Consider the following 20,443-nt stretch of genomic DNA (forward strand, 5'->3'; position numbering starts at 1 on the left):
TTTTAACAAACAATAAATTCTGTTATTGCAGAGTAAAATAACAATAAAATACCTTCCCTTTTATAAACAAAGGGAAGGTTTTTAGCAAACTAAATGATTACTTCATTTGCTCTGGAAGCCAAAGTGAAAGTTGTGGGAAGATAATAACGATTACTAGGACCAGAATCATCAAGAAGATGAATGGTATGACCCCTCTTACTACAGCCCCAAGCTTTTCTTTGGCAATTCCACTTACGACAAACAAATTAAGTCCAACTGGTGGTGTAATCATACCCAGCTCCATATTGATTGTCATAATGATTGCGAAGTGAAGTAAATTGATATCGAAATGGACAAGTATCGGAAGCAATATTGGTAATGTAATAAGAATAATAGATACTGCTTCTAAGAACATTCCCATAAAGAAGAACAAAATATTAACAATGAGAATAAATATCCACTTATTCATATCACTTTCCGCTATCCAAGCACCAATCTGCTGTGGAATTTGTGCATTTGTAAGATATAGACCAAATAAGCTCGCAGCTCCGATAATTAAAAAGATCATTGCCGTAATATTAATGGACTCAGTTATGATTGGTCGAATATCTCTCCAATGTAATTCACGGTAAATAAATGCAGAAACAATAATTCCGTAAAACACCGCGATTACCGCTGATTCTGTAGGTGTTACAACTCCACTGTATATACTACCTAGAATCAGGAATGGTAAAAATGCGCCCCATATAGCTTTTAAAGAAGCTTTTCCTCTTTCGCTCCATGTAGACTTTTCATTTTTACCGTAACCATTTCTTTTCGCATAGAACACTGCAGATACAACTAAAACTCCACCAAGAAGTGCACCTGGAATAACTCCAGCCATGAAGAGTTTACCAATCGAAACTTCGGCTGTAATTCCATAAATGATTAAAGGAATACTCGGTGGAATAAGAATCCCTAAAGTTCCACCAGCAGCAATCAATCCCATAGAATACTTCTTATCATAACCTGCTTTAACCATTGCAGGAATCATGATAGAACCAATTGCAGCTGCTGTAGCAGGACTTGAACCCGATATTGCAGCAAAAATCATACATGCAAGGATAGCTACTACAGCTAATCCTCCAGATAAATGACCAACCCAAGTTCTAAGTGCTTCAATTAGATACTTGGAAATTCCACCGCGTGCAAGTAATACACCAGCAAGAACAAATCCGGGGATTGCCATCATCGGAAACGAGTCAAGTGCTGTAAACATCCTTTGGGGAACCATAGTCATATTGAAGTCAGTTGTAAGAAGAATAATTATAGTAGACATTGCAAGACTGATCGCAATTGGAACTCTCAGTATAAGTAGCAAAAAGAAAATACTAAGTAAGAGGATTATCATATTCAACATCCTTTCCTCGTACTAGATTCACTAAGCGCTCTATAAAACGGATTAAAAATAAGAATCCAGATATCGGAAGGATTAAGTAAATAATCCACATAGGAATCCCAACATCAAGAGAGACCATTCCCGAACTAAAACGATTTATAACAAGAATAAGTCCAAAATAAGTATACGTACCACAAAATAAAATGCTTACGATTGTTGAAAAATAATCTACAACCTTTTTCCAACGATTGTTCAGTTTATCGTAAACAATGTCCACTTGAATATGTTGATTATGTCGTAAAGCAATTGCAAATCCTAAAAACACACCCCAAATGATTACATACCGAACGACTTCTTCGACCCAAGCCTTCGGTTCATTGAATACATAGCGCATAATAACACCGTAAAATATAAGGCTGATTCCAGCGAAGAAAAATGTTCCTGCCGAAACTTCCTCGAAAAGTGCCCAGAACTTCTTTAAAGACTTCATACTAGTCCTCCCTTTTCACACAGTTCATAGTTATTAAAACTTACGGGTGTCGATCAATGTAGCGGATCGACACCCGTAAAAAGTTATTTTAAATCGCGGATTCCATCAAGAAGTTCAGGTGTAATTGTTTCACCAAACTCTTCATAAACCGATTCAAAAGCAGCACTAAATGCATCACGCTCTGCATCTGTTAATTCTAATACTTCAACTTTTCCTGAGTTTTTAATATTTTCTAAGCTTGCTGCGTTTTCGTCAAAAGCAAGTTGCCATTCAAGCTCAGTTGATTCTCTAAGTGCTTCTTCAACTTGTTTACGGATATCTTCAGGCATTTTGTCCCAAAAAGGTTTATTAACAAAAACTCCGTAATCCAAACGTCCGTGTTCACTAAGCGTCATATACTTTTGTACTTCTTGATATTTTTGTGTATCGATATTGTTAAATGTGTTTTCTTGTCCATCGACAGTTCCTTGTTGCAATGCTGCGTATGTTTCACCAAAAGAAATTGTTGCACTACCAGCACCAAGTGCATTAAATTGAGATTCTAATACTTTTCCTGCTTGTGCACGGAATTTAATGCCTTTAAAATCTTCAGGCTTTTGAAGTGGTTGTTTATTGTTCGTAAAATGTTTAAATCCATTTTCCCAGAATTCTAAGCCCATAATATCGTTGTTTCCTAATATTTCACTGTTTAATAATGACTTCGCTAAATCACTTTGGAAAAATTTATGTGCATGATCACGGTCTGCGAATAAGAAAGGCATGTCAACATACTGCCAACGTGGATCTAATTTCACCATTTTAGTTACAGATGGAGCAATCATGTGAACGTTTCCAGAAACTAGTGCATCTAATTCATCAGCATCTCCATATAATTGTGATGACGGATAAATTTCAACAGTTGCTTTACCATCTGTTTTTTCTTCAACTAGTTTTTTAAATTGCTCTGCCGCTTTACCTTTAACACTGTCAATTGAAGTTACGTGTGAAAATTTAATAATGATCGGCTTGTCTTTTGACGCCTCTGTTGTAGTATCTTTATCGCCACCAGAACACGCCGCTACTAGAATAGCAAGTAGACTAATAATAAAAAGCATAGCTATTTTCTTCATTTTTCTTTCCCCCTAATTCTGTTTTATAATACAAAAAGATTCCCCAACTTCTTCTCCACTCCGATAAATCGCAGCGTTTTAGTACTTATGGAAGTAATTCTATATATTCAGCTCCGAAACGGTCTTTATAATACTCAAATACCGGTTCGAAGGCTTCTTCCCAAATTAGACGTTCTTGTTCCGTAAGATGATGGATGCCAATGCATTCGCAGTTTTCTAACTCCACTAACTTTTCAGAATTTATCTGGTGTGCAATATCCCACTCCCATTGATTCACTTCAATTAACGTTTCCTTAATTAGAAGTTGAATGTCTACAGGAAGCTCTTTCCAAAATTCATCATTCATAAGCAAAACATACCCTAAATAACCATGATTACTAATCGTTAAGTATTTTTGCAACGTATGAAGATTTTTACTTGTAATATTGGATAATGTGTTTTCCTGTCCATCCACATCTCCATTTTCCAAGTGATGAAACAAAATATTGAAATCAATTTTCTTTGGAACTGCTCCTAAAATAGAGAACTGTTTTTCTAGAATATCGCTTGGCATAATCCTCATATTTAACTGCTTAAGATCCGTTGGAAGTAGTATAGGAAACTCTCGATTACTTATTTGCTTGAAACCGTTATCCCATATACCTAACGTGTGTAATCCTTTGTCATCTAGTTTTGAAATCAATCGTTGTCCAATTGGACCTGCTATATAGTCATGTACTTCTTCATACGTGCTAAAAGCAAACGGAAGGTCGATAACAGACCATTCAGGAACAAGCGAAGTCACTTTCGATGTCGCAGGAGCGATCATTTGAATATCGCCATTTAGTAAAGCGTCCATTTCTTCTCCATCTTTATAAAGAAATCCATTTGGGAAAACTTGGACCTCCACATGGCCATTGCTTCGTTCGTTTATTAACTCAGCAAATTTTCGTGCAGCTAATCCTTTAGGAGTATTTTCACCGACTACATGTGAGAAACGAATGACCAGACGTTCTTCTTCACTTAATTGCTCATTATCAATAGGAAATGCGTTCTTCTGACATGCGGTTAATAAGAGAAATAGAACAGCTAAAATAAGTACAAATGTAAACCTTTTATAATAGACAGATAGATACAAGGTTCTCCTCCAGATGATTAAGTAATCTGTTATTTTGATTGTATACGCTTACTTATGGAAATCAATAATAAAAAGATATTGAACGTTTTGGTCTTTATGGTATTTTTATTCAGGATTATTTATATCATTGAAAACAAAGTAAAAACCTGCTGTGCGGTTAGCTACAGCAGGGAGTAAAATTTAGTAGGTCTCCCTACATGTCCGTATTGCATTTCAATTCGAACCTTTTCTTTAAGTGCTAGAAAGTCTAAATATTTTCGAACAGTAACTCTTGCCATCCCGACAGTTTGCGCCAATTGCTCTGCCGTGATGGGAAGCGTTTGTTCTACTAAACCTAAAACAATTTGTTCCATCGTAAGCTTGTTCAATCCTTTAGGTAACTCAATTCCAATTGAAGTACTGCCCAACCAATCGTCAATATCTTCTTGCTTCAAATGTTCCAACGTTTTTATTTTCCGAGTTGTTTTATAATAATTATCCAGAGACTTTTGAAAGCGTTCAAAACGAAAAGGTTTCACCATATAATCGACCGCACCAAATCGCATCACTTCTTGTATCGTAAGAGTGTCACGTGCGGCAGTAATCATAATTACATCCGAAGGAATCCGTTCCAATCTTAATTTTGTTAAAATCTCTATACCCGACATATCCGGTAAAAACATGTCCAATAATATAAGTTGAGGCTTTACTATTTTAATTTGTTCCAATGCATCTTTCCCGTTCATCGAAACTCCAACGAGCGTAAAGCCATCCATTCTTTCTAAAAAACCTGAGTTAATATCTAAAACCATTGGATCATCTTCAACAATAAAAACAGTAATATTAGACATATTCATTCACCTTACCCACTTTTACTATAAAAGTGGAACCAGGAGTAGAATCTGAAAGTACAGATATGCTTCCTTTATTCGAATCGATAATCCGTTTAACTAAAGCCAATCCAATTCCCCTACCTTCTTTTTCTTTAGTGCTGTAACCAAAGTCGAAAATTTCATCGAAAGTTTCAGGTAATCCACAACCACTGTCACAGACTTCTACATATAAAAAGGTTAAATCTCCTTGTATTAAAAAATCTACATTCTTTTCCTGTGCATTCAGGCAAGACTCCATAGCATTATCTATTAAATTCCCCAAAATCGTGACCATATCACCACTCGAAAAGCCCGCCATAAGTTCATATAAAAAGGATGTGTTGTCAATATTTAAAGTTACACCCAATTCTTTGGCACGCGATCTTTTCCCAAGTAAAAGCCCAAGTACAGAGTAATCGGAAATTGCATCTTTTAAAAACTGAATAACATCCTGCTCATCCGAAATTTCATCAATAATCATATTTAAAGCTTCTTCAGATCGATCCAGTTGAATTAAGCCCGCAATGCTGTGTAACTTGTTCATATATTCATGATTTTGCGAACGTAACGCATCTACTAGCGTTTTGATTCCCGTTAACTCCTCCGCTAAAATATGTGCTTCTTTGCGGTCCGTCATCATAATAAGAGACCCAACAGAACGGTCTTGAACGGTAATCGGATAAATACTTACGAGATACATAACGTTCTGACAAAGTAGTGGACGATAAATTACTTCTATTTCATTTTTAGATTCCTTTGCAAGCCACGTATCCGGAAATAATTTAGCTAACGAGATGGATTCCTCATGAAAACCTGTATATTGTCTCGCTAATCGATTCATAAAAACAATTTCATTATGACTATTGGTTGCTAAAACACCAATATCCATCGCTTGCATCATACTTGATCGTTCTTCGACCAAACGAGCAATTTCGTATGGTTCCAAGTTCAAGGTCTGCTTCTTCAAATGATTTGCAATAATTAAAGAACCGACAAGACCTATGAGAACACCCCAAAATAATGAGAGCAACAAATTATTACGATATTCAACAATCAAACTTTGAATGGTCGGCGATAAGATTCCAACCGTTACAACCCCAACCTGATGAACACCCTCCTCATCCATCACCGGAACAAATGCACGTATTGCATAGCCAAGAACCCCTTGCGCTTTGGAAATGTATTCATGCTCAGAAAGAGAGGCTTGTTCATCTCCACCTTCAAAAAGAGTTCCAAGCTTGCTGACTGAAGGATGTGAATACCGAATGCGATTCATATCAAAAATAACAATATAATCTACATCAGTTGCCAAACGTACCCTTTCAGCAATCGGCTGGATAATTGTAAACCCATCATTCAACCCCACTTGACTCTTCACTTCTGGTAATTGAGCAACTGTTCTTGCAATTGCAATCGAACGTGCTCCTAGCTCTTTTTCAAATGCGGAGGAAATATTATAAATCATAATCATACCGCTGGTTCCAACCGAAAATATGACAAGTATAAATGAGAAAATAAACATCTTCATTCGCAATGAAATTCGATTCATTCGCCATACTCCATCTCTATCCAATTTCATTCAATCTATCTGAAAGAACCATGTGCTTATTCATCTAAGGAGTCCTATAGAATTGATGATAAAAGTTGTATTTAATAGAGACATCATACCACGCTAAAAATTTCGAATCAAAAGAATATTTAAGTCTAGTCTTATATAAACGACTAGAAACCCAAAAAATGGCCATAAAAAAAGACCCACCCGCCAATAACTCTAAACGAATGGGAATCCTATTAATTTCCGAGTGCACCTTTAATTCGTGACTCCGGCATTGTTTCATCCGGTGAAATATCTTTAAACGATTCGCCCGCTTCTTCCAAATCACGCGTTCGATGTGCGATTCTAGAAGATGCAGATGCTGCGATGCTCGCAACAAGATCATCAAGGAACGTATGCACCGCTCCCCCTTTTTTCGTATCCAACTCTTTAATAATACCCGTTTTATTCTTATCCAAATGTCCAAATGTTGTAACTGCAATTGAACCATACGTAAAGACGGCACCAAGAGCAATCGTTTCATCAACACCGAACAAACCTTCATCCGAACGAACAATTTGCATCAAGGGTTCAGACAGTTTCCCCTGCTCCGCCAACTCATCAAGTTCAATACCCACTAAAATAGCATGTTGAAGCTCACGTTTCTTCAGTACACCTTCAACAGATTCAATACAGTGAGCCATTTGAAGTCCATCATTGTAAGGCAACTGCATTTCATATACAATTTCTGCTATCGCTCGCATCGTAACCCCACGACGTTCAAGTGCTTTTTTCGTTGCTTCCTCAACCACTTTTGAGTGAACCGGTTCAGCTTTTTTCCCCATATTAATACAACCCCTTCTAAATTATTTTATATTCTATCGTATCATAAAAATGAACCAAAAATTCTAATGATGCTCTTTTCTAAGAATGAAATGACCTCATGCCTTCATTATAAAAAAATAACCGTCGTTGCATTTATCTTTCCATTTATACAAACTAAAGATAAAAGCAATACAACCATTATACCTGGAAATGCAGATATGGTACAATTTCAAATATACATCTAGATGTGGGGGCGTTATGAGTGGAATACGGAAAAATTAAAGAAGTTACTTTTTACAGCAAGGCTTTGGATGAGGATATGCAACTTCTAATTCATTTGCCACATAATTATTCGGAACTCTATAAATATTCGATACTAATTGCATCAGACGGTAAAGACTATATCCAGTACGGTCGTATCGGACGTGTTATTGATGAATTAATTGATGCACGGGAAATTGAAAATGTAATTGTTGTCGGTGTGCCATATAAAAGTGTAAGCGAACGAAGACGCCTGTATCATCCTGAAGGCGATCGCCATGAAGCTTATTTACGCTTCCTTGCACGCGAGCTCGTGCCCTATATGGATGAAAACTACCCGACATATCAAGTAGGCGATGGTAGAGGACTTATAGGTGATTCACTAGCCGCAACAATTTCTTTACTTGCCGCCGCAAAGTACCCAAATACATTTGGCAAAGTTCTTCTTCACTCACCATATGTTGATCACTCGGTACTTGAAGCTGTAAAAGCTGTGCAAGACCCGTCTCGCTTTTCAATATACCATGTCATTGGTAGTGAAGAAACGACGGTTAAAACAGCTGACAATGAAATAAAGGACTTCCTTACACCTAATCGTGAATTAAAGAAGTTGATTGAAATTAAAGGGTTCCCATACTTCTATGAAGAATTCAAAGGAGACCATACCTGGAAATATTGGCAACCGGATGTTCGAAGGGCTATTTCAATGGTTTATGGTGAATAGTAAGGGAAAACTGACAACCTGACACGGGTTCTGTTATGATTAAGGTTATAATATATAAGTCAACTTAATTTTATAGGAGGTATTTTATTATGAAATATGGAATCGTAGCATTTCCATCAAAGAAACTTCAAGATTTAGCAAACGGTTATAGAAAGAGATATGACCCACATTATGCGCTCATCACTCCACATCTGACTATGAAAAGTGTCTTTAATGCAACGGATACTGAGATTGAAGATGTAGCAAAAGCAATTAAAGAAGTAACACAAAAACACGGTCCATTTGAGCTGAATGTTTCAAAAGTCAGCACGTTTGCGCCAATTACAAATGCAATCTATTTTAAAGCGACTCCTAACGAAGAGATGCTTAACCTTCACCATGATTTGAACGATGATTTCTTCGGCGAGGCATCTGAATTTTCATTCGTTCCACACATTACAATCGCACAAAGCCTTTCTTCAGGTGAACACGATGACATTATTGGTCAACTTAAAATGGTTGGTGTTGATCATACTGAAACAATCGATCGCCTACATCTTCTATATCAACTCGATGACGGTTCATGGACAGTATATGAAACATTTCGACTTGAAGGGAACAAGTAAACATTGTTTCGTGTAGAAATTGCAAAAACGGATAAAGATCGGGAATCTGCTTTCAGCATTCGAAAAAAAGTATTTGTAGAGGAACAAGGTGTACCGTTGAATCTTGAGCTTGACGAACATGATGAAACAGCTACACATTTCGTAATATATACTACAGATACTCCAATCGGTGCTGGACGACTTCGAGAAACAGATGCTGGAACCGGCAAAGTTGAACGAGTCTGTGTACTTCCTGAATTTCGTGGCCGCTATCTCGGCAATCTAATTATGAACTCACTTGAAGAGTTTGCAAAAAGTAATGAATTGAAGAAAATTATTTTAAACTCCCAGTCCTATGCGGTACCCTTCTATGAAAAGCTTGGTTTTGTAATTACATCACCGGAGTTCATGGATGCGGACATACCACATCGTGCAATGGAAAAAATATTGAACTAACGAAATAGGAAGCCCCTACAGCATAATGCTATAGGGGCTTCCTATTTTGCTAGTGTTTTTACACATAAGTATTAATATTAATCCCCTTACCGACAACACGTGAAATAGCAGGAGATAGATTTACTGGATTTGGTTGAATATATCCTTGATATGAGTTAGAAGGGGCGACAATAATAGAAGACTTCTTATCACCCTTATCACCCTTTTCTTTCTGTGATTGTTCTTGCGATTGTTCATGAAACTCATCAAAAAATTCATTGTTAAAATTTACACGTTGAAGTCTTCCAATATACGCAAAGTTGTGAGGTTCTTGACTCAAACGGTTCGCATACTGTTCAGATTGAATTGGACGAATTGGCAATAAGTAACCCATTATTACACCCCCTCATTAGTTTTTATATAACCTATGTTAGTACTATACCCTTTACTGTAAATACTAAACCAATCATTTCTACTTTTCTATTATTTCATTATTAACGTCCCAACATATCTTGAATATCATTCAGATTCATAGATTTGCCATTATTCACTATTGAACGTACAAGCTCATCTTCTGTATGTTGCGGTACATCTTTTCTTGCCAGTTTACCTACATTGCGAATAATTTTACGTACCTGGCGTTCATCGCTAAAATCTGCGTATTGAATCGCATTTGCTAGAGCAAATACTTCTTCCATCGGCACGCCTGTTTTTGATTCTATTTTCCGGAAAAATGAATCATTCATCCGTCATTCCCCCTCCTATACGAAGCTTAGACCTACAATAATTAGTAAAATAAAGAGGACTACAATTAAAACGAACATTGATCCGCCGTAATTTGCGCCACCTTGGACACCGCCTCTACCGCCACCGTGTGGGTAACATCCATGTCCATACATAAAAAAATACCCCCCTTCTCTTCTAAGTATCCTATGCAAGGATACTTAGAAGGAGGCGGGCAACTATCCATTATATATTTCCTTTTGGCTTAAATATGAATGCTGCAATGAATCCAAATAAGATTGCTGAACTAATTCCAGAGCTTGTCACTTCAAACATTCCCGTTAAAACTCCTATTAATCCATGCTTTTCAGCCTCTGCCATTGCACCATGAGTTAAAGCATTTCCAAAGGACGTAATTGGGACTGTCGCACCTGCACCCGCAAAATCAATCAAAGGTTCATAAAGACCAAGACCGTCTAACACTGAACCAGCAACAACGAGTATCACTAACGTATGTGCAGGAGTCAGTTTGGCTACATCAAATAAAAGTTGACCGATTACACAAATTAAACCACCTACAATAAAAGCTGTTATAAATAAAGAAACCATACAATCCACTCATTTCATTATTAATTCTACTGAATGCGCAATACACGGAATTGTTTCACCTTGTTGAAAAGATAATGGCGATAAAAGTGCCCCCGTGGCTATTAAGAGTACTCGATTGTATTCTCCGGATACCATCTTTGAAAATACATCCGTGAAATATACGGATGCCGAACAACCAGCACCACTTGCACCCGACAAAAATGCAGGGTCCTCACCGTAAAACTCTGCTCCAGCATCACGAAAATTATTCCAAACATTCACTTGCGCAAGTTTACCGAGTTTTTTAAAAAGCTCAAATCCTGTTTTTCCTAAATCTCCTGTAACGATTGCATCATAATCAGCTGTTTTTCTACCATGACCTTCCAAATGTCGCTGCAACGTATCCGAAGCCGCAGGAGCCATAGCCGCGCCCATATTGAGTGGGTCTGTAAGACCGAGATCAATAACTCGTCCAATCGTTGCCCCTACAATTGACGGGAATCCTTTTTTATATGGTGTAACAACAGCTGCACCAGCTCCTGTTACAGTCCATTGGGCCGTTTCTGGTTTCTGTGCGCCATATTCAACGGGGTAACGAAATTGTCGCTCAATCGAGTTATGTTGGCTTGAAGAACCTGCTATTGAACAATTTGACATACCTATTTCCGTCAACAATGCCGCTGTAATTAGTGTTGAGACTGATGTAGCACATGCCGAAAACATACCAATATACGGTACTTGAAGGGCTGAGGCAGCAAAACTTGAAGGCGTCATTTGATTTACTAAATCCCCTATAATTAAAAAGTCAGTTTCCTCAGATTGAATAGCAATCTTACTAAGTGCAATTCGACAGGCATCTTCCATCATTTTTGCATTTCCCTGTTCATTCGTCTTTAAATCGCATCGTTCATCTTCATAAATTTGATCAAAGAGTGGCGCATATACGCTTTTTTTTTCAAGTGGACCTACTGTTACCCCGGTAGCGATAATCGAAGGAGTGGACTGGAATTTAACAATACCTCTAACTACCATGAAACAACACCTAGCTTTACTAGAATTGTCTTAATCAGTGCAACGACAAATGCTGAAAAAACACCGAACAATATTACAGACCCGGCAAGTTTAAACATATTTCCGCCAACCCCGAGTACATAACCTTCACTTTTATGTTCAATAGCGGCAGAAGCAACAGCATTACTAAAACCAGTGATTGGAACAGCAGCACCTGCACCGCCAAACTGGCCAATTTTCTTATACTGTCCAAAACCTGTTAACAACATAGCGATAAATATTAATGTAGCTACCGTTGGATTGCTTGCAGTTCTCTCTGTAAAATCAAAATACTTCATATAAAAAAGGGATATAAACTGACCGATTAAACAAATCGTACCTCCTGTTATGAATGCAAAAAATATATTCTTTACTAAAGGTTTTTTCGGCGAGAGTTCCTTCTCTATTTCTGCATACTTTTTATCATCCATTTAGGTTTCTTCCTTTATAAGCGATTTTAATTCATTAATATTTTTCTTCAATTTCTTTTCATCTTTTTCATCCATCATCTTTCGTGTTTCCATTATAATTTTTAAGTCTGCTGATACGATAATATTTAATTCAGAATGCAAGTTTTCAATTTTTTCTTTAAGTTCTTTTTCTATTTTAGCCTTCTTAAATCTTGAAAATGTTTTTACCGTTACTCCGGCTAGAATATCTTTATCATTAAATACTGCTACAACATTGGTTAACCTAGGATCTTTTAAAAAAAGTTCTTCTACCTCTTTTTCACTTATAGCAGAGGTATTGTTTATCAAAACCTTTTTTTCTACTGAATTGCATCCTGTAAGTAGCAATATCACTGAGATTATTATCATAACCCTCCTAATATAAATCCCTCCATTTTCTAAACAGTATGCCTTTTACTCGTTAACTTTATTCAAAATCAGTTCGAGTGCCCTGTCACAGTTCGTTTCTTTGCATAAATTATAAAGGAATGATAAGAAGGAGGTGGAATTAATGGGATGTGGAAGAAACGATGATATCGTTGACAACAGAGGAAAATGCGAGACTCATTGTATTTGCGAGGTTGTTCGTGCGATTCGACGTATTCAAGATATTCGTGATGATGTAGATTGTGATGACTGTAAAACGGACTGTTTCATTACACCGTTAGGTAGCCTAGTAAGTCCAACAAGGAATCGCGCAAACACGCGTGTGTTTATGCTGTTAACAAAAGACGGAACACCATTTAAAGCAATGTATAAAAAGTCTAAAAGACGTAGAGATGGAGACGCTCCTGCAACAACTGAGTCAGCTCAGCGCGAAAGCGATAACTGTTTCTCAGTATTTTTCAGAGTACAAAACGTATTTGATAATTGCTGTGCAACCTTACAAGTTCTTGAACCACGAGATGCTAGAGGTAGAAGAGTAAACCTTTTCTGCAATGGTAAATTAGATTATGATGCAATCTGTAAAGTTGAAAGATTTGAAGCAACAGGATCTTGCGTAACAGTAGACTTGACTTGTTTCTGTGGAATTCAATGTGTTAAAGATGTATTTATCGAATGCGAAGAGAACTAATCAATTAAATTGCAATGCCCCATCTGTCTGACATTAAGTTGTCAGGCAGTTTTTTCATACTAAAAAGGCAAATCGAGTTTCCGATTTGCCTTTTTAGTATTCATGTTTCATGAATTGGGTGACCACGCCACAGGATGTCATCAATAGATGCAATCTCCAAAGCGATCATTCCATCATTTTCACCGTGAAGATTAATAAACACTGTTTCTCCTTCGATTTTATGAATGGACCCTTTCAATATTTCATTACCAGTTATGAATTGAAGCGGTTTGTAAATCTCACGTTGAAACGCCCCATCTAAATACAGGACTCTCTTTAAGACTGAAACATCTATTTCCAAATTAGAGTCTTCAGGCAATAAAATTTCTTCATCAGTTTCTTGTAGTTCCTCTTCACTCATCATGAAAACCGAAGTACTTTCTTCATCTTTAACAACAACACGAATGAATATAGGAGGTCCGTCGACAAATAACATAGGTTTATTGTGTGAAATAATGTGCACATCCTTTTTGAGCTATTATATGCGTTTAAGAATGTGGGTGTTCACTTTACAATTCGCCTATAAACAAAGTCGCTAAGCCCAAATAAATAATGACACTAATGATATCATTTAAAGTTGTAATAAAAGGACCTGACGCTACAGCAGGATCGACTTTCATTCTATGCATAAACAAAGGAATAAACGAGCCGGAAATTGTTGCAACAAAAATCGAAACAAAAATTGCAGCACCAACTAAAAGTCCGATTACAAATTCACCTTTCCAAACATATATTAATCCTATAACAAAAACCGCACAGACAAAACCTGTAACAAGTCCCGTACCTGCTTCTCGAACAAGTAACTTCAACTTACTTTCATCTTCAATATCTCGTGTTGCGATACCTCGGACAGCAACAGCCAATGATTGTGTTCCGCTGTTTCCAGCCGTTCCAGCAATAAGAGGAATAAATGCGGCAAGTAAGGCTACTTGAGATATTGTTTCTGTAAATAAATCAATTAGATTTGCTGTAAGCATACCGAGAATTAATAAAATAATAAGCCACGGCAGTCGTTTTTTAGCCGCTGTGAATGAGTTCGTATCGAAAGTATCCATATCGGAAACAGCCGCAAGTTTTGAATAGTCATCCGATGCTTCTTCGTCGAGCACATCAATGATATCATCGACTGTAATGATTCCCAAAATGTGTTGTTGAAAGTCCACAACAGGAACAGCAAGGAAATTATAATCTTTTATTGTTCGTGCAACGTCTTCTTGGTCATCGCTCACAAGAACACTAACAACACGATCACTCATTATTGAAGCAATCAGCGTATCTTCATCTGCAATAATGAGATCTCGGAGTGATACAACACCTGTCAAACGTTGGTTTTCGTTAACAACAAATATATAATAAATCGTTTCTGCTTCAGGTGCTTCGTTCCGCAGAATCGTCATCGCTGACCGAACTGTGGAATTTTCTGGAATCATAACGAATTCCGTTGTCATTATTGAACCCGCTGTATATTCTTCATAATGAAGAAGTGCTTTAATTTCAATTGCTTTTTCCTTATTCATTAAAGTTAAATAACTGACAGCTTGAGTTTTATCGAGTTCGTTTAGGACATCAACCGCATTATCGACAAACATATATGAAATCATGTCTGCTGCATATGTAGCATCCATCTCTTGAAGATAAGCTTTATATTCATGATCATATATTTCACTTGTCTCAAAAACTTCTGCAAGTTCTTTCGGGGATAGATAATGATAAATAAGCTGTCTCTGCTCAGGTTCTATTTTCTCGTAGAAAGTTGCTCGGTCATAAGGATGGAGCATTAAATATTCGTTACGGAAACTTTTCATGTCACTATTAAGTAAAATATCTCTCATTTTCTCTTCATTATACTCTATATTTTCAGGCATGTTGCACCTTCCTTTCCGTTCCTATAATGCATTCATCCAGCTTATTATGGGCATTATTAAAAACGCACTGCTTCACAATTGGGATCTTCATAGGTATTTTTTATAGGCGAGACCATGGACCGGGTCCAAATTCACTATAAACAGTTGGATTATTGTTGCGGCCCGAGTTTCAGCATACTTATTTATTCCCCAGGAAATCACAGGACGCGTTTCACCGGTACCTAAAGGAAATATGGCCAAGAACAAAGCCCTTCATTATTCAATAATAAAAGTTATTTCATTGCTTGTTACAGCGGTTCTATTATACGTAAAATTACTGGTACTGATTCAAAAAACGCATATCTTCCGGAACTTTGCTCCTAAACACTTTCAATTCCCCAGAAAGTGGATGGGTAAACCTAAGTGCTGAGCAATGGAGTGCCTGACGTCCAATAAATAAATTATTGCCCCCATACAAATCATCCCCAACTAATGGATGACCCGCCCACTCCAAATGGACTCGAATTTGATGGGTCCTACCTGTATGTAAATTGAGTTTGACACGTGTGAGCGCGCGACCTTTTATGTAAAAACGTTCGCTAACTTGCACATCCGTTCTTGCATATTGTCCATCATCTCGAACAACTCGTTTAATAATACTGCCGTCTTCTCTACCAATCGGCTCTTCAATACTAAATGCATCTTTCATAATATGGCCTTCTACTATTGCTTCATACCGTCTAAAAAAATCATATTGGATCATTTGCTGTCCTAGTAAATGATGAATATGCCGATTTTTAGCGATGCAAATTAAACCAGACGTATTGCGGTCAAGCCTTGTTACGATATGAACAGTTGACGGTACTCGTTCCCTTGTGAATTTTCCAGCTAAGTAATTCGCAATTGTTCCAGAAGGATGATCCCTTGAAGGAATTGTGCTCTGTCCCGCTGGTTTGTTAATCACGATTAGTGCATTATCTTCATAAACCAAATCAAGTTCTCCGTGCTCAACTTCTAATCCCAAACTTATTTTTTCAGGTGGAAAATGGATTTCAACTTCATCCCCAGGATTGAGTGAATGACGAACATCTCGTTCAATACCGTTGACCAGTAGTTTTCCACCGTCGTATTTTGTAGCCGTTAATGTGCGTTTAGAAATGCTTTTCAGATGCAAAAATTCTCGCAACAGTAAACCACTTTTGGACACTTTAAATTGAAGGCGCAATTGCTCGTTCATAGTTTTCTTATTAATCCTCACTATCAATAAACGAATCACTTACACGTCTCCAAAATGGAAACGGTCGGAATCTAGCAAATCGTACTCTTTTTTGGGACACTTCATATTCAATTGATTTCACATCTTTATGCAACAATTGTAAATGATCCACGGTTACCATAAAATCAGGTGCTTTTACCGGTTTTAATACACATTTGTGATGGGCCGGTAATATCAGTGGCGATCCAACTGTTCGAAACACTCGATTATTTATAGAAGCCATTTCGGTTAGTTGCATAGCGGAAATTCCCGGATGGATAATTGCGCCACCCAGTGCTTTGTTATAGGCGGTTGAACCCGAGGGTGTCGACATACATAGACCGTCTCCACGAAAGCGTTCAAAATGGTTGCCATTCAGTTCCACGTCCATTACGAGAGTAACATCAGGAGATTTCACCGTAGACTCATTAAGCGCAAGGTATTGAATACTCTCTGCTCCATTTTGATAATTAATTGTCACATCTAATAAAGGATAGTCAATTACATTATATTCTTTCCGTGCAATAGAAATTACGAGCTTCTCAATCTCTGCGGGTTTCCAATCTGCATAAAAACCGAGGTGACCCGTATGGATTCCAACAAATGCCGTATCTTTTAGACGATGACTGTATTTATGAAACGCATGAAGTAAAGTTCCATCCCCACCAATCGATATAACGATTACAGGTTCTTCCTCATCATATACCAATCCAAAATCAGTCAAATATTCCTTAGCGTCCGCCATAAGTTGATTGGACAAATCATCATTACGTGATTGGATAGCAAACTTCATCTATTTCAACCTTCTTTCTTTCATTCCACTATTTCCATAACGTCTATTTGCCGTTTCTTTGAATGCACTAAAATACATCTGAGCGTCTTTCACCTCATCACGAATAAGCGACATCTCTTCGTCTAATCGAAAAGCAGCTTCAGCCGCACGTTCAAGTCGATGGCTAATTTCAGTAGGTAATTCACCTTCATATTTATAATTCAGTGAATGTTCGATTGAAGCCCAGAAATTCATTGCAAGTGTTCGTATTTGAATTTCAGCAAGAATTGTTACTTCACCGTGAATTGTTTGCACAGGATATTTTATGATTATATGGTATGAACGATAGCCACTTGGTTTTTTGTGTGAAATGTAATCTCGTTCTTCAATTACTTCAAGATCATTACGCTTTCTTAGTGTAGCCACAATTGTGGCAATATCATCGACAAATTGACACATTATACGAAGTCCAGCAATATCTTGTATTTCTTCAGCCAATTGTTCCGATGGTTCAAACACCATTTCTCTTTCAAGTGTTTTGTCATAAATACTTGCAAGAGGTTTTACTCTACCCGTAATAAATTCGACAGGCGTATGTACATCCTCAAGTTCATATTGCGAACGAATACCTTTAAGCTTAATTTTCAACTCATCTACTGCTTGTTTATACGGTTGAAGAAACAGACTCCATTGTCCCATTCATAAACCCCCTAATTTCCAAGTTGAAAAAACAGCTCTATTAAGTGTTTTGTAGAATCTCTTTAAATGCGGTCTCAACAGCGCCGGTAAATGTTTCTCCGTAATTGTTGTTGCCCTCTATATTATATATCAGCATCGTCAATTCATCCTTAAAACCTATTAGTGGAAGTGTTTTATCTCCCCATGAAAGGATCGGATCTAAGTCCGATTTCAACACGTCCAACATAAGCGGCCAAACGGCTTCCGAAAAACGAACCTGACTGTATCCCTCTTCTATTTCAAGCAAATATACGAATGAGAGATCATCCGAGTCGGTGATCATTTTGCCTGATGGTATTTCATTTGTAAAAGCAAGATCAGATGTTACTAAAAAAAGAAGCTCATTTTCATTTTTCAAAGCTGTTTCAACTCGTAATTCATTGTTCAAAGTAAATCCTTCCCTTCCACGTTTCGCTACGTTTAGTTTATCATACGGAACACAGTCTTGCAGTCTGAATAATGTGTTTCTGCAGAGAAATTGGTATACTAATTAAAAGAATGATATTTGTTAGAGAAAAGGACTGATTTAATGGAAGTTCACACAATTCGGACATTACTGGATATTAAAGCAATGCAATCCCTTGGTGCTGTTAAAAGCTTTTCTGATGAAAATACAGCATCGTCATCTATTTTCAACTCCATACTTGGAGAAGTACTTGGAAACAACTCTGTTTCTCAAACATCCACTACTCTAATAGACAAACTAACAAAACCAGAGGGTTTACTATATAGCGGTAATCAGCCAGTATTCCATCCATCGTCTTTATCCGATATTCTAGCAACAACAAAACCAAACGCAATAAGTAACAACACACATTCAACCCATTTAAATAGTGACTATACTTCCATTATTAAACAAGCCGCTGAGAAATTCAACTTACCAGAAAAACTAATCTCTGCTGTTATCAAAACAGAATCGAACTTTAAAAACAGTGTGGTCAGTCGTTCAGGTGCAGAGGGGTTAATGCAATTAATGCCCGGAACTGCAAAGTTTCTCGGGGTTAAGGATAGTTTCGATCCAGTCCAAAATATTACTGGGGGAGCTAAATATTTAAGACAAATGCTCAATCAATTCGGAGGAGATACCAAACTTGCTCTGGCAGCTTACAATGCAGGTCCTGGAAATGTGAAAAAGTATGGCGGCATACCTCCATTTAAAGAAACAAAAGATTATGTTCAAAAAGTACTCGGCCACTTAAATTCGTAGACCAAACCCTTGTTTCACTCCTTCTATTTCAGGACAGTTTGTTTGTTAAAATAACCTGGGGTTGGTAGAATGTCAATACAGTCAGAGCAAAGGAGATTGACATAATGATGAGAAAACCTTTGATTCCATTTGAGGAAATTGGTGCAGAGAAATTGTCGGATTTAATCGACTCGTTTTATGCCAAAGTGGGTGTCCACCCAGACCTAATTCCGATTTTCCCGGACGACTTAACAGAAACAGCACGTAAACAAAAACAATTCCAGACACAATATTTAGGTGGACCAAACTTATTTTCACAAGAACATGGCCATCCAATGATGAAAGCCAGACATATGCCATTCGTTATCACACCCACAAGAGCTGAAGCATGGCTATCATGTATGAAAGAAGCTATGGATGAAGTTGGCCTTGAAGGTAAAATACGTGAAATCTATTATAATCGTCTCGTTCTAACTGCCCACCATATGGTGAACAGGAACGAGGAGGGACATCAGTGAATAGACATACTTTACTGGAATACTCATTCAGTCCTTCTGCACTAACGAGACCAATTGAATTATATGTTTATATCGATCCGTTATGTGTAGATTGCTGGACACTTCAGCCAATCCTTAGGAAATTACAAGTAGATTATGAGCGATACTTCACATTGCGAATTGTATTGCGAACGTCTTTACCAATATTGAATTTGCAAAATGCACAAGGTAATGTAATTGTCGATACATGCGAGAAATCCCATATTGCCTTCCCATCGATTGCAGTTAAAGCAGCAGAATTTCAAGGCAAACGTGCCGGCTTTAGATTCCTGACAAAAATGCTTGAGTACTCATACTTAAAATCTAGAAATATATCTTCATTTTCAGTACTATTAGAAATTGCTGAAAAACTTAATTTGGATGTTGAAGAGTTTACTCGGGACTTCTCTTCTAAAAATGTTCTTAGGTCCTTACAAGTAGACTTGTATATGGCACAAGAAATGGACGTAGACACTGCTCCTACATTTGTTTTCTTCAATGAAAACATTGAAGATGAAGGCTTAAAAGTTAGCGGAATGTATAGTTACGAAATATATGAACAAATTCTTGAGGAGCTCATCGGTCGATCGATTATTCCAGATAATCCTCCGCCTTTAAAGGAGTTATTTGGCCGATTTGACACACTAGCAACTAAGGAAATTGCAGAAATATATAGAATAAGCGAGAAATCGGCAGAACGAGAGTTAAAAAAATGTTTGTTGAAACAACATGTCGAACGTATGCCTTATCGAGATACAATGTTATGGCGTAAAAAACGATTGCCAATATAGAAATATCCATTGTGAGGAATTCAAACTCACAATGGATATTTTTTTGCAAACAAAGAAGCATCCATTCCTGGGGGGGAATGGATGCTCTATTTAAAAAAGGGAATGGGAGA

General features: G+C 37.3%; 27 protein-coding genes. 7 read left to right on the forward strand and 20 right to left on the reverse strand.

Annotation, left to right across the window (positions count from 1 at the left end; genetic code table 11):
• Nucleotides 1–97: 97 nt before the first annotated feature.
• The 7 genes from ACFSFY_RS13825 to ACFSFY_RS13855 all read right to left on the reverse strand — a co-directional run bounded on the left by ACFSFY_RS13825 (nucleotide 98) and on the right by ACFSFY_RS13855 (nucleotide 7,303).
• The gene (locus tag ACFSFY_RS13825; RefSeq protein ID WP_381539086.1) at nucleotides 98–1,369 is read right to left on the reverse strand and encodes a TRAP transporter large permease; all 1,272 of its coding nucleotides are present in this window, start codon (nucleotides 1,367–1,369) and stop codon (nucleotides 98–100) included.
• A complete protein-coding gene (locus tag ACFSFY_RS13830) occupies nucleotides 1,350–1,847 on the reverse strand; it encodes a TRAP transporter small permease (RefSeq protein WP_381538960.1) in 498 nt (165 codons plus the stop codon). The genes ACFSFY_RS13825 and ACFSFY_RS13830 overlap by 20 nt, the downstream gene beginning before the upstream one ends.
• A gap of 83 nt (nucleotides 1,848–1,930) precedes the next feature.
• Nucleotides 1,931–2,956, reverse strand: coding sequence for a DctP family TRAP transporter solute-binding subunit (locus tag ACFSFY_RS13835; RefSeq protein ID WP_381538961.1), 1,026 nt, complete (start codon nucleotides 2,954–2,956; stop codon nucleotides 1,931–1,933).
• Nucleotides 2,957–3,041: 85 nt separating this feature from the next.
• On the reverse strand, nucleotides 3,042–4,073 hold the full coding sequence (locus ACFSFY_RS13840) for a DctP family TRAP transporter solute-binding subunit (RefSeq protein ID WP_381538963.1): 1,032 nt from the start codon (nucleotides 4,071–4,073) through the stop codon (nucleotides 3,042–3,044).
• 161 nt (nucleotides 4,074–4,234) lie between these two features.
• A complete protein-coding gene (locus ACFSFY_RS13845) occupies nucleotides 4,235–4,909 on the reverse strand; it encodes a response regulator (protein ID WP_381538965.1) in 675 nt (224 codons plus the stop codon).
• Complete coding sequence (locus ACFSFY_RS13850; RefSeq protein WP_381538967.1) at nucleotides 4,896–6,473, reverse strand: ATP-binding protein; 1,578 nt, start codon at nucleotides 6,471–6,473, stop codon at nucleotides 4,896–4,898. The genes ACFSFY_RS13845 and ACFSFY_RS13850 overlap by 14 nt, the downstream gene beginning before the upstream one ends.
• Before the next feature lie 242 nt (nucleotides 6,474–6,715).
• Entirely contained in the window at nucleotides 6,716–7,303 is a 588-nt protein-coding gene (locus tag ACFSFY_RS13855) for a phosphatidylglycerophosphatase A family protein (RefSeq protein ID WP_381538969.1), read from the reverse strand.
• A gap of 242 nt (nucleotides 7,304–7,545) precedes the next feature.
• On the opposite strand from ACFSFY_RS13855, the gene ACFSFY_RS13860 reads away from it, so the two are divergent.
• The 3 genes from ACFSFY_RS13860 (at nucleotide 7,546) to ACFSFY_RS13870 (ending at nucleotide 9,308) form a co-directional block, all read left to right on the forward strand.
• Nucleotides 7,546–8,268 carry an alpha/beta hydrolase gene (locus ACFSFY_RS13860; protein WP_381538971.1) on the forward strand — a complete coding sequence of 241 codons (723 nt, stop codon included), beginning with the start codon at nucleotides 7,546–7,548 and terminating at the stop codon, nucleotides 8,266–8,268.
• An 89-nt stretch (nucleotides 8,269–8,357) separates the two neighbouring features.
• Nucleotides 8,358–8,873 (forward strand): YjcG family protein, encoded by a 516-nt coding sequence (locus ACFSFY_RS13865; RefSeq protein WP_381538973.1) that lies wholly within the window; start codon nucleotides 8,358–8,360, stop codon nucleotides 8,871–8,873.
• Nucleotides 8,874–8,876: 3 nt separating this feature from the next.
• The gene (locus ACFSFY_RS13870) at nucleotides 8,877–9,308 is read left to right on the forward strand and encodes a GNAT family N-acetyltransferase (protein ID WP_381538974.1); all 432 of its coding nucleotides are present in this window, start codon (nucleotides 8,877–8,879) and stop codon (nucleotides 9,306–9,308) included.
• Nucleotides 9,309–9,366: 58 nt separating this feature from the next.
• On the opposite strand, the gene ACFSFY_RS13875 is transcribed toward ACFSFY_RS13870, so the two are convergent.
• From ACFSFY_RS13875 to ACFSFY_RS13905, 7 genes are all read right to left on the reverse strand, one after another.
• Nucleotides 9,367–9,681, reverse strand: coding sequence for a hypothetical protein (locus ACFSFY_RS13875; protein WP_381538977.1), 315 nt, complete (start codon nucleotides 9,679–9,681; stop codon nucleotides 9,367–9,369).
• Between the two features lie 100 nt (nucleotides 9,682–9,781).
• The gene (locus ACFSFY_RS13880) at nucleotides 9,782–10,033 is read right to left on the reverse strand and encodes a stage VI sporulation protein F (RefSeq protein WP_381538979.1); all 252 of its coding nucleotides are present in this window, start codon (nucleotides 10,031–10,033) and stop codon (nucleotides 9,782–9,784) included.
• A 15-nt stretch (nucleotides 10,034–10,048) separates the two neighbouring features.
• Nucleotides 10,049–10,186, reverse strand: coding sequence for a YjcZ family sporulation protein (locus ACFSFY_RS13885; RefSeq protein ID WP_381538981.1), 138 nt, complete (start codon nucleotides 10,184–10,186; stop codon nucleotides 10,049–10,051).
• 70 nt (nucleotides 10,187–10,256) lie between these two features.
• Nucleotides 10,257–10,619 carry a stage V sporulation protein AE gene (gene spoVAE / locus ACFSFY_RS13890; protein WP_381538983.1) on the reverse strand — a complete coding sequence of 121 codons (363 nt, stop codon included), beginning with the start codon at nucleotides 10,617–10,619 and terminating at the stop codon, nucleotides 10,257–10,259.
• Between the two features lie 9 nt (nucleotides 10,620–10,628).
• The gene (locus ACFSFY_RS13895; RefSeq protein WP_381538984.1) at nucleotides 10,629–11,630 is read right to left on the reverse strand and encodes a stage V sporulation protein AD; all 1,002 of its coding nucleotides are present in this window, start codon (nucleotides 11,628–11,630) and stop codon (nucleotides 10,629–10,631) included.
• Nucleotides 11,624–12,079 (reverse strand): stage V sporulation protein AC, encoded by a 456-nt coding sequence (gene spoVAC, locus ACFSFY_RS13900; RefSeq protein ID WP_381538985.1) that lies wholly within the window; start codon nucleotides 12,077–12,079, stop codon nucleotides 11,624–11,626. The genes ACFSFY_RS13895 and spoVAC overlap by 7 nt, the downstream gene beginning before the upstream one ends.
• On the reverse strand, nucleotides 12,080–12,466 hold the full coding sequence (locus ACFSFY_RS13905) for a hypothetical protein (RefSeq protein WP_381538987.1): 387 nt from the start codon (nucleotides 12,464–12,466) through the stop codon (nucleotides 12,080–12,082).
• Nucleotides 12,467–12,608: 142 nt separating this feature from the next.
• On the opposite strand from ACFSFY_RS13905, the gene ACFSFY_RS13910 reads away from it, so the two are divergent.
• Complete coding sequence (locus ACFSFY_RS13910; RefSeq protein ID WP_381538988.1) at nucleotides 12,609–13,172, forward strand: CotY/CotZ family spore coat protein; 564 nt, start codon at nucleotides 12,609–12,611, stop codon at nucleotides 13,170–13,172.
• A gap of 100 nt (nucleotides 13,173–13,272) precedes the next feature.
• Here ACFSFY_RS13910 and ACFSFY_RS13915 read toward each other — a convergent pair whose 3' ends face one another.
• The 6 genes from ACFSFY_RS13915 to ACFSFY_RS13940 all read right to left on the reverse strand — a co-directional run bounded on the left by ACFSFY_RS13915 (nucleotide 13,273) and on the right by ACFSFY_RS13940 (nucleotide 18,208).
• Nucleotides 13,273–13,674, reverse strand: coding sequence for a hypothetical protein (locus ACFSFY_RS13915; protein ID WP_381538990.1), 402 nt, complete (start codon nucleotides 13,672–13,674; stop codon nucleotides 13,273–13,275).
• A gap of 46 nt (nucleotides 13,675–13,720) precedes the next feature.
• Nucleotides 13,721–15,076, reverse strand: coding sequence for a magnesium transporter (mgtE, locus tag ACFSFY_RS13920; RefSeq protein ID WP_381538991.1), 1,356 nt, complete (start codon nucleotides 15,074–15,076; stop codon nucleotides 13,721–13,723).
• A 313-nt stretch (nucleotides 15,077–15,389) separates the two neighbouring features.
• Nucleotides 15,390–16,331, reverse strand: a complete 942-nt coding sequence (locus ACFSFY_RS13925; RefSeq protein WP_381538993.1) for an RluA family pseudouridine synthase — start codon at nucleotides 16,329–16,331, stop codon at nucleotides 15,390–15,392.
• Nucleotides 16,303–17,103, reverse strand: a complete 801-nt coding sequence (locus ACFSFY_RS13930; protein WP_381538994.1) for an NAD kinase — start codon at nucleotides 17,101–17,103, stop codon at nucleotides 16,303–16,305. The genes ACFSFY_RS13925 and ACFSFY_RS13930 overlap by 29 nt, the downstream gene beginning before the upstream one ends.
• Nucleotides 17,104–17,781, reverse strand: a complete 678-nt coding sequence (yjbM, locus tag ACFSFY_RS13935) for a GTP diphosphokinase (RefSeq protein WP_381538996.1) — start codon at nucleotides 17,779–17,781, stop codon at nucleotides 17,104–17,106.
• A gap of 40 nt (nucleotides 17,782–17,821) precedes the next feature.
• Nucleotides 17,822–18,208, reverse strand: a complete 387-nt coding sequence (locus ACFSFY_RS13940) for a UPF0738 family protein (protein WP_381538997.1) — start codon at nucleotides 18,206–18,208, stop codon at nucleotides 17,822–17,824.
• Between the two features lie 141 nt (nucleotides 18,209–18,349).
• Here ACFSFY_RS13940 and ACFSFY_RS13945 point away from each other — a divergent pair, with 141 nt between their 5' ends.
• The 3 genes from ACFSFY_RS13945 to ACFSFY_RS13955 all read left to right on the forward strand — a co-directional run bounded on the left by ACFSFY_RS13945 (nucleotide 18,350) and on the right by ACFSFY_RS13955 (nucleotide 20,333).
• Nucleotides 18,350–19,027 (forward strand): lytic transglycosylase domain-containing protein, encoded by a 678-nt coding sequence (locus ACFSFY_RS13945; protein WP_381538998.1) that lies wholly within the window; start codon nucleotides 18,350–18,352, stop codon nucleotides 19,025–19,027.
• 104 nt (nucleotides 19,028–19,131) lie between these two features.
• The gene (locus ACFSFY_RS13950) at nucleotides 19,132–19,524 is read left to right on the forward strand and encodes a globin domain-containing protein (protein WP_381539000.1); all 393 of its coding nucleotides are present in this window, start codon (nucleotides 19,132–19,134) and stop codon (nucleotides 19,522–19,524) included.
• The gene (locus ACFSFY_RS13955) at nucleotides 19,521–20,333 is read left to right on the forward strand and encodes a DsbA family protein (RefSeq protein WP_381539002.1); all 813 of its coding nucleotides are present in this window, start codon (nucleotides 19,521–19,523) and stop codon (nucleotides 20,331–20,333) included. Before ACFSFY_RS13950 ends, ACFSFY_RS13955 begins: the two co-directional genes overlap by 4 nt.
• The last annotated feature ends 110 nt before the right edge of the window (nucleotides 20,334–20,443 follow it).

This window comes from Sporosarcina siberiensis, from assembly GCF_042681925.1.
Lineage (GTDB): Bacteria > Bacillota > Bacilli > Bacillales_A > Planococcaceae > Sporosarcina > Sporosarcina siberiensis.

Coding starts and splice junctions, on each gene's coding strand:
- ACFSFY_RS13825 (WP_381539086.1), bottom strand. CDS start 1,369: ATGATAATCCTCTTACTTAGTATTTTCTTTTTGCTACTTATACTGAGA.
- ACFSFY_RS13830 (WP_381538960.1), bottom strand. CDS start 1,847: ATGAAGTCTTTAAAGAAGTTCTGGGCACTTTTCGAGGAAGTTTCGGCA.
- ACFSFY_RS13835 (WP_381538961.1), bottom strand. CDS start 2,956: ATGAAGAAAATAGCTATGCTTTTTATTATTAGTCTACTTGCTATTCTA.
- ACFSFY_RS13845 (WP_381538965.1), bottom strand. CDS start 4,909: ATGAATATGTCTAATATTACTGTTTTTATTGTTGAAGATGATCCAATG.
- ACFSFY_RS13850 (WP_381538967.1), bottom strand. CDS start 6,473: ATGAATCGAATTTCATTGCGAATGAAGATGTTTATTTTCTCATTTATA.
- ACFSFY_RS13855 (WP_381538969.1), bottom strand. CDS start 7,303: ATGGGGAAAAAAGCTGAACCGGTTCACTCAAAAGTGGTTGAGGAAGCA.
- ACFSFY_RS13865 (WP_381538973.1), top strand. CDS start 8,358: ATGAAATATGGAATCGTAGCATTTCCATCAAAGAAACTTCAAGATTTA.
- ACFSFY_RS13875 (WP_381538977.1), bottom strand. CDS start 9,681: ATGGGTTACTTATTGCCAATTCGTCCAATTCAATCTGAACAGTATGCG.
- ACFSFY_RS13880 (WP_381538979.1), bottom strand. CDS start 10,033: ATGAATGATTCATTTTTCCGGAAAATAGAATCAAAAACAGGCGTGCCG.
- ACFSFY_RS13885 (WP_381538981.1), bottom strand. CDS start 10,186: ATGTATGGACATGGATGTTACCCACACGGTGGCGGTAGAGGCGGTGTC.
- spoVAE (WP_381538983.1), bottom strand. CDS start 10,619: ATGGTTTCTTTATTTATAACAGCTTTTATTGTAGGTGGTTTAATTTGT.
- ACFSFY_RS13895 (WP_381538984.1), bottom strand. CDS start 11,630: ATGGTAGTTAGAGGTATTGTTAAATTCCAGTCCACTCCTTCGATTATC.
- spoVAC (WP_381538985.1), bottom strand. CDS start 12,079: ATGGATGATAAAAAGTATGCAGAAATAGAGAAGGAACTCTCGCCGAAA.
- ACFSFY_RS13905 (WP_381538987.1), bottom strand. CDS start 12,466: ATGATAATAATCTCAGTGATATTGCTACTTACAGGATGCAATTCAGTA.
- ACFSFY_RS13910 (WP_381538988.1), top strand. CDS start 12,609: ATGGGATGTGGAAGAAACGATGATATCGTTGACAACAGAGGAAAATGC.
- mgtE (WP_381538991.1), bottom strand. CDS start 15,076: ATGCCTGAAAATATAGAGTATAATGAAGAGAAAATGAGAGATATTTTA.
- ACFSFY_RS13930 (WP_381538994.1), bottom strand. CDS start 17,103: ATGAAGTTTGCTATCCAATCACGTAATGATGATTTGTCCAATCAACTT.
- yjbM (WP_381538996.1), bottom strand. CDS start 17,781: ATGGGACAATGGAGTCTGTTTCTTCAACCGTATAAACAAGCAGTAGAT.
- ACFSFY_RS13945 (WP_381538998.1), top strand. CDS start 18,350: ATGGAAGTTCACACAATTCGGACATTACTGGATATTAAAGCAATGCAA.
- ACFSFY_RS13950 (WP_381539000.1), top strand. CDS start 19,132: ATGATGAGAAAACCTTTGATTCCATTTGAGGAAATTGGTGCAGAGAAA.